Origin of the sequence: Labilithrix luteola (assembly GCF_001263205.1) — a bacterium.
Lineage (GTDB): Bacteria > Myxococcota_A > Polyangia > Polyangiales > Polyangiaceae > Labilithrix > Labilithrix luteola.
Genome location: NZ_CP012333.1, coordinates 665,903 through 679,127 on the forward strand (window position 1 = coordinate 665,903; position 13,225 = coordinate 679,127).

At 64.6% G+C, this 13,225-nt stretch carries 8 protein-coding genes; 3 read left to right on the forward strand and 5 right to left on the reverse strand.

Going from position 1 to position 13,225, the window contains the following annotated elements; all coding sequences use genetic code 11:
* Nucleotides 1-18 precede the first annotated feature (18 nt).
* Nucleotides 19-1,647, reverse strand: a complete 1,629-nt coding sequence (locus AKJ09_RS03125; protein ID WP_169927211.1) for an ABC transporter substrate-binding protein — start codon at nucleotides 1,645-1,647, stop codon at nucleotides 19-21.
* 1,481 nt (nucleotides 1,648-3,128) lie between these two features.
* Between AKJ09_RS03125 and AKJ09_RS03130 the strand changes: the two genes are divergently transcribed.
* Together AKJ09_RS03130 and AKJ09_RS03135 are read left to right on the forward strand one after the other, a co-directional pair.
* The gene (locus tag AKJ09_RS03130) at nucleotides 3,129-4,856 is read left to right on the forward strand and encodes a hypothetical protein (RefSeq protein ID WP_146645688.1); all 1,728 of its coding nucleotides are present in this window, start codon (nucleotides 3,129-3,131) and stop codon (nucleotides 4,854-4,856) included.
* Nucleotides 4,853-6,883 (forward strand): sigma 54-interacting transcriptional regulator, encoded by a 2,031-nt coding sequence (locus tag AKJ09_RS03135; protein ID WP_146645689.1) that lies wholly within the window; start codon nucleotides 4,853-4,855, stop codon nucleotides 6,881-6,883. Before AKJ09_RS03130 ends, AKJ09_RS03135 begins: the two co-directional genes overlap by 4 nt.
* 20 nt (nucleotides 6,884-6,903) lie before the next feature.
* Here the strand turns inward: AKJ09_RS03135 and folK are convergent, their stop codons facing one another.
* The 4 genes from folK to AKJ09_RS03155 all read right to left on the reverse strand — a co-directional run bounded on the left by folK (nucleotide 6,904) and on the right by AKJ09_RS03155 (nucleotide 10,778).
* Nucleotides 6,904-7,377, reverse strand: coding sequence for a 2-amino-4-hydroxy-6-hydroxymethyldihydropteridine diphosphokinase (folK, locus tag AKJ09_RS03140; RefSeq protein ID WP_146645690.1), 474 nt, complete (start codon nucleotides 7,375-7,377; stop codon nucleotides 6,904-6,906).
* Between the two features lie 77 nt (nucleotides 7,378-7,454).
* Entirely contained in the window at nucleotides 7,455-8,096 is a 642-nt protein-coding gene (locus tag AKJ09_RS03145) for a hypothetical protein (RefSeq protein WP_146645691.1), read from the reverse strand.
* A gap of 7 nt (nucleotides 8,097-8,103) precedes the next feature.
* Nucleotides 8,104-9,852, reverse strand: a complete 1,749-nt coding sequence (locus AKJ09_RS03150) for a DUF6600 domain-containing protein (RefSeq protein WP_146645692.1) — start codon at nucleotides 9,850-9,852, stop codon at nucleotides 8,104-8,106.
* 572 nt (nucleotides 9,853-10,424) lie between these two features.
* A complete protein-coding gene (locus tag AKJ09_RS03155; protein ID WP_146645693.1) occupies nucleotides 10,425-10,778 on the reverse strand; it encodes a hypothetical protein in 354 nt (117 codons plus the stop codon).
* Nucleotides 10,779-11,065: 287 nt separating this feature from the next.
* On the opposite strand from AKJ09_RS03155, the gene AKJ09_RS03160 reads away from it, so the two are divergent.
* Nucleotides 11,066-13,129 (forward strand): PrkA family serine protein kinase, encoded by a 2,064-nt coding sequence (locus AKJ09_RS03160; RefSeq protein WP_146645694.1) that lies wholly within the window; start codon nucleotides 11,066-11,068, stop codon nucleotides 13,127-13,129.
* Nucleotides 13,130-13,225 lie beyond the last annotated feature (96 nt).

Consider the following 13,225-nt stretch of genomic DNA (forward strand, 5'->3'; position numbering starts at 1 on the left):
CTCAGTCAGGCAATTGCGTTACTCGCACTTGAACGTGCCGGTGAGCGTCTTGCCGGTCGCGTCGTAGCGTTGGCTCGTCGAGTCGTTGTAGGACGTCTCCTGCGTGGTCGGGTCTTCGACGATGCACCACACGGCGATGTCCGACGGGGCCTCGCCCGTGTCCTTGTCGAAGAAGAGCGGGCCAGAGGCGCCGTTGATGTCGATCTTCTGGCTGGCGGTGAGGGCGTTGAACGCGTCGTTGATGCGCACCGGCCCGACGTCGATCTTGGTTGCGCCGTCGATCAGCTTGGCGAGGTTCGTCCCGATGACCGGGCCGGTGAGCGCCGCGTTGCCCGCCGCGCCGATGGCGTAGGCGAGCATGTACGTCGCGTCGTACGCGCCCGCCATGCCGAAGATGAGAACCGGCTTGTCGGGGAACGCCGTCGAATAACGGAAGCTGAAGAAGTCCTGCGCGAGCGGCGTTACGACACCCGGAACGGTGCCGCGCACGCGCGCGCGGAACTCGGGCTTACCCTTCGCGTACTTGGTGAGGTCGTTGGTGCGCGGGCCGTCGGGAATGATCCACCTCGGCTTCTTTACCCCGCTGAGCGCCTCGTACGGGACGAGGAAGTCGGTGATGGCCTCGTTCGTTCCGGTGAGAACGATCACGTCCGGGTCGAGCGCCTGCGTCGCGCTGACGGCGCCGGGCAGATCTCCCATGCAATCCGGCGACGTGAACGCCGACGAGTTGTAGCACTTGTTGACGACGAGCGCGGCGTTCGCGGGGTCGTTGAACGGCTTGCCGTTCAGCGTGACGCTCTCGGAGAGAGCCGTGGCAATGCCCTGGCCGTACGCGTCGCTCTTGCTGATGAAGGCGACCTTGATGTCCTTGCCGCCATTGCCCGCCTTGATGGAGGTCTCGAGCTCGCCGAGAACCTTGGCCATCGCGGCGCTCTGGATGACGTCGGAGGGCGACGTGCGCCAGAAGAGACGAACGCCGTCGACGGTCGCCCCTTCGAACGTCGTGAGGCGCGCGGCCGTGGCGCTCGGTGAGATCATCAGCATCTTGTTCGGCAGGGCCTTGCCGAGCGCCTTGATGGTGTCTCCGCTGTAGAGTGCACCGATGGCCGCGGGGGCCAGCAGATCCTTCGCGAGGTGCTCGGCACCCGTGGGGATGTCGGCGGATTCGTCGCAGACGACGGCCGCGAGCTTGCGCGGCTTCGCGCACGCGTCCGCGAAGGGAACGCCACGCTGATTGAGCTCGCGGAGCGCGAGGTCGATGCTGTTGATGACGCTCGTTCCCTCGTTGGCGGTGTCTCCGCTCATCGGTGCGATGACGCCGAGGATGACGGCATTCTCGTCATCGACGGGGCCGACCGTCCGCGAGCACTCCGCCGTCTTCAGCTTCACACAGGCGTTGTTGCGGCAGACGGCGGGCTCACCGAGCGTGGCCGTGCATTTCGTCGTCGAGCAGTCGCCGATGGCTGGAGCCGCCGCGTCCGCACACGCGTTGGTGTTGTTGTCGCTCGTGTCCGGCGCGCCCGCCTCGAAGCTCGTAACCGGCTTCGTGTCGTCCTTCGAATCGTCCGAGCAAGCCAAGATCGGCGCACTGCCGAGGAGGCCGAGAACCAGCAAGCCAACGATGTTGCGCTTCGTAAAAGTCACCATGAGGAATCCTCCCCGTGCACGGACCCTCCGCTCGCTTGGCAACCGGCCAGCAAGCAGGGGGCAGTCAAAAGCAAGCGTAATAGATATCGACGAACGAAATAAAGAACTACAAATCAGATTCGAATTTTTAAGTCGAAGTTCCCAACCAACTTCCATGACGGTTAGCCGCTAGTCCGCCACCTCGTTCAGGCACCGCGTCCTTCGAGCCTCGCCGCGCCTCGCCGGGGACCATGCATGCGCACACGTCGGCCACCGCCACTGCGCTCGGCCAACGCGGCACGAATCTTCTCGGGCGCTTGGTCGGGCGCTTGGTCGGGCACCTGGTCGGGCGCTTGGTCATCGGCAAGATCCGACTCGCGTTCGAGCGATGCGGGCTCAACCGGGCTTATGTGCGCTTGCCCCGTTGGCCCCCCGCTTTTGAATTGTGACTCCAACAGAATGTTCGTCGGCGAGCCTGCTCGAGTCTGCTCGAGTCTGCTCGAGTCTGCTCGAGTCTCGATGGGCGTCGGGCCACCTTCACCCGAACGATCTTTCTACCGAACACCAACCCGTTTCGTCTTCGATCTCCGTCTTTCTCCATCTTTCAGTTTTTCGCCGTTCGGGCGCGCGGAGCGGGGTTGGATTCGTATCGGGATAACACTCCCGATCAGCATCGCTCGCTATACAACGTACAGCACTGACCCCTTGTCGTCGCCGAATCCGATTTCGTGAGGAGCGCGTTGCCCAATCGATATCAGCAATCCCACCATCCGTTCGGTTCGGCGCTCTGCTCGACGCTCGTTCGTGGTGGCGATCGAAATCCGTCACCTCATCACCTCACCTCTGACGACGACGACGGAACGACGCTTGGAACCGAAGACCGCGTCGCGTCATGACTCGTTCGACTCGTTCGACTCGTTCGGCCATCTGCGCGAGTCGGAGTTCGTGGGAACGCCACGATCCGGGATGGGCTGACCACCACGTCGGTCAGGTTCTTCGGACGCGGCGTCGCGCGAGTGGGAGCAAGACGACTCGCGAAGCGATGAAGGACGGCGACCGCGGCGTATCGACCAGCGACGTGATCACGGCCGCGCTCACGCTCCGAGCGTTCGAACCGAGACGCAGCGGGGTGATGCGAGACGCAACGGGACGTGATGCGAGAGGATGTGCGAGGTAGCGCCTGGCCCTTGGCGCGCTTGGCCCTGACGCGTTTGGTCCTTGGCTCGTTGGCGCCCGCCCTTTCATCTCGACCAGCGCCGGAGCACGGCTCCAAGCTCCTTGGCGAGCGTTCCTCCCCCGCTTCAATTTTCGCCTTACGCGTTGCGTCTTCCGTAAGCGCGGCCCCCGCCCGCCTCCTCACGCTTCGCCGCGATTCCCCCGTCGGCCGCGAGGGGACCGAGAACGGACGTTGACACTGAAACCACGGGAAGGGTACCGTCCAGCTCGGAAAAACCGGGGGATTCTATCTTCCTCGGACCTTCTCAGGACGGAGATCGCTCACAATGAAGAAGGCTTCGGCGTTCGGGTTTGGACTCGCCTCGCGGCTTACGGGCATCTTGTCATCAGGCTCGCATGTTGCCGTCGCGACGTCGGTCGTTCTCGCGGCCTCGTGTCTTGTCGCCTGCGCCGACGAGAATGACCCGAAGACGTGGGTCAAGCGCCTCGACGATCCCGCCCAGCGCGCACCTGCCATCAAGCGCCTCGATCAGTTCTTCAACGACGCCATGTCGTCGGTGAACAACAACCGCGAGGACGAGAAGGTCAAGAAGCTGCTCGACGACGCGGTCGAGCCGCTCGCCAAGGCCTACACGGCCGGCGGTCTCGACGACAAGACGCGCAAAGACCTCATCAAGCTGCTCGGTGACATGGGCGATGCCCGCGCCGCCCCCGCGTTCGCCAAGGCGTTCAAGGATCACGAGCCCGGCAAGAGCGACGACGACGTGAAGTATGCCGCCCAGGGCACCACGCGCATGGCGCAGGCCGGCAAGCTGACTGACCAGGCGCTCATCGACGCCCTCTGGGAATGCTTCGCGAAGTTCCAGCCGTCGAAGAACACCAAGTCGATCAACCTGGTCAAAGACCTCCAGAACGCCGTCATGGTGGTCAAGCACCCCTCGTACGGCCCCAAGGCGGTCGAGAAGCTCTCCGCGCCGGTGACCGATCCCAAGGATCCGTCGCAGGGCATGGACCAGATCCAGTTCTGGCAGGCGACGAGCGCACGCCTCGTCGGTGAGCTCAAGTTCACGCCCGCCGTGAAGCCGCTCGTGAAGGTGCTGATGACGCCGGCCAAGGCGGACCTCATCTTCCCGGTGCGTCTCGCCCTCTCGAAGATGCCGAAGGAGAGCGAGCCCGTTCTGATCGCCGGCCTCAAGGGATCCGATCCCGACCTCGCGAGCCTCGCCGCGGCCTACCCGGAGAAGGCTTACATCCCGCGCGTCGCCGAGCCCATCGCGTACATCTCGCGCACCGCAGGTCGCGACGCGATCCTCGACGCCCTCGCCAACGCGGACAACGACTCGAACCGCACGATCCTCGCCACGGACCTCACCCACTTCCCGAGCGACGCGAAGACGGTGAAGGCGTACCTCGACGCCTACGCGAAGGTTCCGCCGAACGCCGCCATCTCGCTCCTCGGCGGTGGCAACGGTCACGCCATCATCGCGCAGTCGGCGGCGAACTTCTTCGACCCCACCCTCACCGACTGGCTGCTCAAGGAGACGGCGGCGGCCAAGGGCGAAGCGGCCGACGCCATGCCGCCCGCGGCGCTCCAGGCGGCCATCAAGCTGATGACGCCCGCCCAGGAGAAGGCCGTCGGCGAAGCGGTCAACAAGATCCCCGGCCAGGCGATCGAGAAGGACATGTTCAAGAGCGCGTCCGCCTCGCTCGAGAAGTGCAAGGAGAACGCGGACTGCTACATCGGCATCCTCGACACGCCGGTTCCGTCGAACCCGCCGGCGGCGAAGATGGGCCACGTGAAGGCCGCGTGGATGGCCGGCATCTACGGCAAGGACAAGACGAAGCAGGACCTCGTCGCGAAGGTCGAGAAGGTGAAGGACGGCTCGGTCCGCCTCGCCATGGTCGAAGCCATCGACCACCTCTCGCCCCAGGGTGACGCGGCCTCGGCCGACAAGCTCGAGAAGATCGTCGATGCCGATCGCGCCGCCGGCGTGAACGCCGCGACGGACGAAGTCTACAAGATCGCGCTGAAGCTCCGGTCGCGCGTTCCGTGATTCGACTCGAGGTCCGCCGCGGAGAACGCACGGGGACGACGTTGGAGCCCACCTCCGACGTCGTCCGTATCGGACGTGCAGAAGGCAACGACCTCGTCGTGTCGGACACGCACGTGTCGAGCGAGCACGCGAAGGTCGTCTTTTCGGGCGATCGTTACGTGCTCGTCGACCAGCGTTCGACGAACGGCACGGCGATCCTGAGGCACACAGATCAGGGCCCGCAGAAACTCGCCCTCGACGATTCGCGCAATCGCGAGGCTTCCCTCGAGGACGGCGACGTCATCGAGCTCGGCTCGCAGGACCGAATCGTCCACATCGGCGTGACCATCCGCGAAGACGAAGGCGACACGCGCGTCTTCGCGATGAAGAAGATCGAAGAGCTCGTGCCGCAGGCGACGATCGTCGAGAAAGACGATCACCGCCTGCGCGCGCTCTACGAAGCGCAGAAGCTCATCGGCGCCGCGCAGGATCTCTCCGAGGTCCTCGTGGCGATTTGCGAGTCGAGCTTCGCGCTCGTTCCGCTCGCCACCCACGTCACGATCGTCCTCCGCGACGACGACGACGACAGCGCACGGTCGGCGAACGCGGCAGGCTACGTGCCCGTGCTCACGCGTGTGAGGAATCCATCGTCGATCGGCCGTGAACTCGCGCCAAAATCTTCAGGCGCGTCATCGGGAGTCCCGAGCGAGCGGAGCCTGCAGCCGAGCGGTCCCGTACCGATCACGCGCAGCGTCTTCCGCAAGGTCGTGACCGAGCGCGCCGCCGTCGTCGCCGCCGACGCCCCGCGCGAAGTCGGCCAGAGCGAATCGCTCATGGGCGCGCAGATTCGTTCGACGCTCGGCATCCCGCTGTGGAAGGGCGAAGAGATCCTCGGCGTCATTCAGGTCGACAACCGCGAAGCGAACGGCGTGCTCACCAGCGGCGACCTCGAGATCATGGCGGTGCTCGCGCACAACGCGTCGCTTGCCGTCGCGAACGCGCGGCTCGTGAAGCGCCTCCGCGCCGCCGAAGAGCGTCTCAAGAAGGAAAACACCTTCCTCAAGACCAAGGAGCAGGAGCGCCGCTCGGGCAGCAAGAGCGGCGGCGCCCCGGAGATCATCGGGCAGAGCACTCCGATGAAGCATCTCCTGCAACAGCTCGAGAAGGTCGTGAACACGCGCGTCACCGTCCTCATCGAGGGCGAGACGGGCGCGGGCAAAGAGCTCGTCGCAGCGAGCGTGCACTACCGCTCGAACCGCAAAGACCGCCTCTTCGTCGGTCAGAACTGCGCGGCCATGCCGGAGACGCTCCTCGAGAGCGAGCTCTTCGGACACCGCAAAGGCTCCTTCACCGGCGCCCACGAAGACAAGAAGGGCCTCTTCGAAATCGCCGACGGCGGCACGCTCTTCCTCGACGAAGTGACGGAGATGGCTCTGTCGCTCCAGTCGAAGCTCCTTCGCGCACTGCAAGAGGGCGAGGTTCGCCCCATCGGCGCCACGCAGGAGAAGAAGGTCAACGTCCGCATCGTCGCCGCGACGAACAGGAACCTCGAAAAGGAGGTCGCCGAAGGCCGCTTCCGCGAGGACCTCTATTACCGCCTCAAGGTGTTCCCGCTCCGCGTTCCCCCGCTTCGCGAACGCCGCGAGGACATTCCGCTCATCGCCGAGCACTTCCTGCATCGCTTCGCGACCGAGTTCGGTCGCCCCACCGGCGGCTTCTCTCAGCAAGCGATGGAGCTGCTCCAGAGCTACGACTGGCCGGGCAACGTGCGCGAGCTTCAGAACGAAGTGCAGCGCCTCTGCATCCAGATCGAGGAGGGCGGCTTCGTCACGCCCGAGATGCTCTCGCCGCGCGTGCGACAGGTCGAGGGCATGGTCGAGCGCATCCGCCCCACGAAGGGCACGCTCAAAGAGATGGTCGACCAGGTCGAACGCTGGCTGCTCATCGAGGCGCTGCGCGAGCACCAGAACAACAAGACTGCGGCGGCCAAGGCGCTCGGCATCACGCGCGAAGGCCTCCACAAGAAGCTTCGCGCGTTCGGCCTTTAGGACGCCTCCAGCGCCTCGCCTCAAAGTGAGCGATTCGAGCGCGTCACCGTTTGCCCATCGGGAAGGGTGTAGTGCTCGTTCGTGCGTGGGTTGGTTGCTTCCGGCGCCACGTCGAGAAGCGGAGCGAGGGCGAACGCACGCTCGTGCATGCGCGGATGCGGAACGGACAGGCGCGGCTCGTCGACGACGAGTCCGTCGATCCACAGCATGTCGAGGTCCATCGTGCGCGGTCCCCAGCGCATTTCTTTTTCGCGGTCGCGACCGAGATCGGCTTCGATGCGCCTCAGCTCATCGAGCAGATCGAGCGCCGTGCCGCGCCATTCGACGAGCACGGCCGCATTGAGGTAGTCCGGCTGGTCGGGGCCAATCGGCGCCGTTTCGTAGACGTGCGAGCGCGACACGACGTCGGCGAAGGTCGCAATTCGACGAACGGCCTCGCGCATGGTGGCAAGCCGATCGCCGAGATTCGTTCCGAGACCGATGACGACGCGCATGCGCCGTCATCGTAGGCGCGGCGGACGCGGCGGACCATGGATGCGTCGACCAAATCGACGCGTCGATGCGTGAACGCTTAGGGCGTCTTGCCCTTGAGCTTCAGCGGGTTCGTGAGCACGCCCGGGAAGCCGCCGTTCACCTGACCGTCCTGCACGAAGAAGAGGAACGAGCCGTCGGAGATACCGCTCACCGAGGCCTGGACGGTCAGCACTTCGCCTGGGTTCGTGGTGAAGCTGATGCCGTGCACTTCGTTTGTCGTGCGGATGCGCGCTTCGACCTGGTTGGGGTTCGCGGTGGAGGCGCTGCCCCCGGTGAGGTTCGTTGCATCGACGTTGGTGATCGCGCCCGACTCGACCGACGCGAGAACGTCGAAATCGCAATCCTGGCCAGTGCGAGCCGTGTCGCACGTCCACCAGAGATGCCACTTCCCACCCGTGGCGTATTCGATGAAGACGCCTACGCCCTGCCCCGGATCGGCGTTCATCACCTGATCGGTGTCGACTTCGACGAGCATCGCCGACGAGGGTGAGGTCGTGCCGCTGGGTGCGGGCGACGGCGCGGGCGAGGTCGTGTCTGGTTCGCTTGGCCGATCACGGTCGTCGCGATCGTAGTGACGGTGGCGATCATGATCGTCGTCGACGATCACGCACGCGGCAAGGATTGCCGGCAGCAGGACGAGCGCGCCACAGGCACGATGGAACGAGTCGAACAAGGCCATGCGTCAGCTACCTTCTGCGAACTCCGCCCCCGCTGCGCACGGGAGCCGAGGGAGCCGAGGGACGTGAAGGTGTCGAAGGACGAGGCGCCGAAACAGTCGGCGTCGAAGGACGAGGCGCCGAAACAGTCGGCGTCGAACGGAACGTAGGCGTGCTGGGCGTCGAGCGAATCGCCGGCGCGGAGACGCTCGGCGTCGAACGGAACGTGGGTGCCGAAACAGTCGGAGCCGAGCGGAACGTCGGTTGCGAGGGCGACGCGACGGGCGGCGACGAGCGCACGGTTGGCGGAGCCGTCATCGACGGAGCCGAACGCATCGTCGGAGGCGTCGTCATCGACGGAGCCTGACGGATCGCGCTCGGAGCCGGGACGTTTGGACGTTGAGCCCCCGAAGGGAAGTTCTCGTGGTTCGCGTCCGAGAGACCCGGCGTCGCCATGCGCGCGTTCGCGTTCGACCGATACTCCGGCAGAACCGTCGACGACGACGGACGCGGACCGGACGCGACGGGCGGACCGGCGCCGGGCTGGTATTGCGGCTGCTGGTACTGCGGTGCACGCGCGACCGGGTCGATACGCGAGGAGACGACCGGGTTGTGCGGGCCGCCACCACGCAAGTCGAACTGGTTCGGCGTCACGACCATGTCGCGATCGACCGGCTTTCCGGGACCGAACCCGTAGCGGCTACCATCCGGCGCGCGCGAGGCGGTCATCGCGTTCGGGCGCATTGCGCTCGGTGTGGATCCACCGAGCGGCGCTGCCGTGCGCGGCGAGGCAAACGCTTGCGCACGATCGAGCTCACGGTTTCCGCGGGGAGGAGCCACGACCTGATCGCGCTTGATGCCGATCTCGTCCGGCGACGGACCGCGTGCGGCGAGGCCGGCACCGACGCGCGGCGAGGCTGCGACGCGACCTCCGGTTCCACTGCCGTTGCCAACCGTCGGGTTCGCCGCAACACGACCCGGCGCGTTCGTGCTCGGACTCGCGGGCACGTACGGCCTCGTGTGGGCCTCGTAATCGCGCGCACCGTGGCCGTGATAGACGTGACCGTAGAGGCCCGGGCCGTACAGGTAGTGGTGGTTGCAATAGTAGTAGTACGGCGACCAACCGAACGACCACGCGACGGCGGTGCCACCGTACCAGTACCAATCAGGCGCCGCGGGCGCCCAACCGACGTAGTCGTAGCCAGGAGCGCCGGTGCGCCACACGACCCACGCACCCGAATACACGCGTCCGGGGATCCAGGCCCAGCCGCGACGGCCGACGTGGACCCAGCGACCGTAGTGGAACGGCGCCCAACCCCAAGAGTAGTCCGACACCCAAACCCAGCTGGTCGTGTCGTCGTATGTCCAGTGGCCCGCACTGACGTAGGGAACGAAATCGCTCCCGACTTCGTTCTCCGCGGGAACCCAGACGGTGCCGTAGGCGCTGTCGTCGACCCACTCGCCGTGGCCGTCGAGCGCAGGACGGAAGTCCGTTAGCGCGCTCGGATCCGTGTCCGAGTATTCGTCGGTGTCGGCGCCGATGGCGATCTCGTCGGAGGCGTAGCCCGCATTGGATGGCCCGGACGGAGCGCCCGTCGCTTCGCCGGCCATGCCTCCGCCCGAAGACGACGGCGAGTAGCCCGGCGGCACGGGTTCCGCATACGGCGGAGGTACTTGAGGAGGAGGCTCGTAGCCCGGAGCGGGGCCGCAGCCGCTCATGACGAGCAGCCCCACGACTCCGACGAGGGCGGTGACGCCCTGTCCGAGAAACCTCCGCATGCCAAAACCGCCGGTGCCCATTTCGCCTCGCTCTGTGGCCCTTGGGTGCAATCGATGAGCCGTCCTGTACCGTTGGACGGAACCGGCTGGTTTCCAAGGAACCTTACGCAAAAATAATGGGCTTTCGGCTTCTTCGATAGCGATTCTCCCAGATTTTCCGAGGCGTACGCATGCGGGACGATTTGTCCGACATGCATCCGTGTCCTGACGATGTGACGAAGCCTTGCGCAACGGTCCTGCGGCCGTGCCCGATTGGATACGTCACAACTGTGAACCGGAGTGCACGGAGTCCAGCCTCGCTGGACGGAGTCCACGAAGGTCCAAGAGGACTCGGCGAAGGCCGAGCCGCATTGAACCGGAGTGCACGGAGTCCAGCCTCGCTGGACGGAGTCCACGAAGGTCCAAGAGGACTCGGCGAAGGCCGAGCCGCATTGCATGGCCGGTCACGTTCGGTGTCACACTCAGCCGTTCCCTTCCACGAGAAGGACCCGAGCGTTCGCGGACCGTACGTTCGACAGCGTTCGTTCGAATGGCGGCCGAGGATCGCGGCGCCACGTCGAACGTATCTCCCCTCAGGGCTTGTCCGTGGTCTTCGCGCGCGCCTGCTTGGCTTCGAACTGCTGGACCGACGACGGTGCCTTCCACTCGTCGAGCGGAATGTACGTCACCGACTTCGACGCCGAGAGTTGACGGCGACCGACGTCCGGCGGCTCGTTCACGAACGTCTCGTACTCGTCGTCGTCATCGTACCGGCAGATCGTGACCGGCGAAGGCTCCGCCTTGTCGCCCGGTCGAAGCGCGACATCCATCGTACGCAGAGTGCACTGTCCATTCAACGCGGCCGGATGATGTGTCGCGTGCGGAACGCACGCCGTTCCCGCGAGCACCATCGCAAACACAACCGCGACCATCTCGCCCTTCGGCATGAGCTACCCCCGAGCTCCTTCGTAAACACTCGCACACCACGCGCGCAACCCTACATCTAGGTGGTTTTTCGCCGCTTCCCTCGCGCCTCAGCGCGAGCGATGATCCTCGTGCGCAGAGCCGCATGCGCGGTGGTATCGTGATGCTGCACGAACGAACGCGGACAAGAAGAACGCGGCGAGAGCGAACGCGAGAAACGCGAAACGGACACGGGAAACGCGAAACCAAAGGCGCGCGCGCGAGAAGTCGCCAAAGAGCAGCCAAGACGGCGCGGAGCGAAGGAGACGAGATGGCGCAGACTTCGGGTCAAATGATCGAACGCATCGGCGCGATGCAGGACTTCAAGCTGTATCGCGAGCTGCACTGGGAGGGCTCGTTCGAGGAGTACCTCCAGGTCGTGCGCGAGCGACCGCAAGTGACGCGCAACGCGTACCAGCGGCTGTTCGACATGATCATCAGCTTCGGTACCGAGGAGTACATCGACAACAAGAAGAAGCTGACCCGATACAACTTCTTCAAGGACGAGTTGAACGGCGGTGCGAACGCCATCTACGGCCTCGACATCCCGCTCATGCGGCTCGTGCACGTGCTCAAGGCCGCGGCCGAAGGCTACGGCCCCGAGAAGCGCGTCATCCTCCTTCACGGCCCCGTCGGCTCGTCGAAGAGCACGATCGCGCGCCTCCTCAAGCAGGGCACCGAGTACTACTCGCGCTCGCCCGACGGCGCGCTCTACTCGTTCGACTGGGTGAACCTCGGTGGTACCGAGCTCGCCGGCAAGGAAGCCGATCGCTTCCCGAGCCCGATGAACGAAGAGCCGCTGCGCCTCATCCCGCCGGAGTGGCGTGCGCGCGCGATCGAAGAGCTCGGCCTCTCGAACGATCAGTTCAGGGTCCGCGTCGACGGTGACCTCGACCCCGCCAGCCGGTTCATCTTCAAGAACCTGATGACGAAGTACGAGGGCGACTGGGGCAAGATGATCTCGCACCACATCCGGGTGCGTCGTCTCGTCCTCAGCGAGAAGGACCGCGTCGGTATCGGCACGTTCCAGCCGAAGGACGAGAAGAACCAGGACTCGACCGAGCTCACCGGTGACATCAACTACCGGAAGATCGCCGAGTACGGCTCGGACTCCGACCCGCGCGCGTTCAACTTCGACGGCGAGTTCAACATCGCGAACCGCGGCATCGTCGAGTTCGTCGAAATGCTCAAGCTCGACGTCGCGTTCCTCTACGATCTCCTCGGCGCTTCGCAGGAAAAGAAGATCAAGCCGAAGAAGTTCGCTCAGACCGACATCGACGAAGTCATCCTCGGTCACACGAACGAAGCGGAGTACCGCAAGCTCCTGAACAACGAGTTCATGGAGGCTCTCCGCGACCGTACGATCAAGATCGACATCCCGTACATCACGAAGCTCAACGAAGAGATCAAGATCTACGAGAAGGACTTCGGCGTTCAGAAGGTGAAGGGCAAGCACATTGCCCCGCACACCCTCGAGGTCGCCGCGATGTGGGCCGTCATGACCCGCCTCGAGGATCCGAAGAAGCACAACCTGTCGCTCATCCAGAAGATGAAGCTCTACGACGGCAAGGTGCTCCCCGGATACACGCAGGACACGGTCAAAGAGCTCCGCAAGGAAGCCAAGCGCGAAGGCATGGAGGGCATCTCTCCGCGCTACGTGCAGGACAAGATCTCGAACGCGCTCGTGAACGACACGGGCGAAGGCACCATCAACCCGTTCATGGTCATGAACGAGCTCGACAAGGGCCTCCGCCACCACTCGCTCATCACGAACGACGAACAGCGCAAGCGCTTCCAGGAGATCATCGGTCTCGTGAAGCGTGAGTACGAAGAGATCGTGAAGAACGAAGTCCAGCGCGCCATCAGCGCGGACGAAGACGCGATCGCCAAGCTCGCCGCCAACTACATCGACAACATCAAGGCCTTCACCCTCAAGGAGAAGGTCAAGAACCGCTACACCGGCCAGGACGAAGAGCCGGACGAGCGCTTGATGCGGTCGATCGAAGAGAAGATCGACATCGCCGAGAACCGCAAAGACGACTTCCGGCGCGAGATCATGAACTTCATCGGCGCGCTTGCCGTCGAGGGCAAGAAGTTCCAGTGGAGCACGAACGATCGCCTTCGCCGTGCACTCGAACTGAAGCTCTTCGAAGACCAGAAAGATTCGATCAAGCTGAAGACGCTCGTCTCCGCCGTCGTCGACAAGGACACGCAGGAGAAGATCGACATCATCAAGGCGCGCCTCATCAAGAACTTCGGTTACAACGAAGTCAGCGCCACCGACGTGCTCAACTACGTAGCGTCGATCTTCGCGCGAGGCGACGCGAAGGAGTGACGCTCCAGTCACTGACTGGTTCGTAGGCTGGTAAGCAGACGAACCAGTTCGAGACAAAAAGGCCCTCCGCGCCGCAAGGCTCGGGGGCCTTTCTTT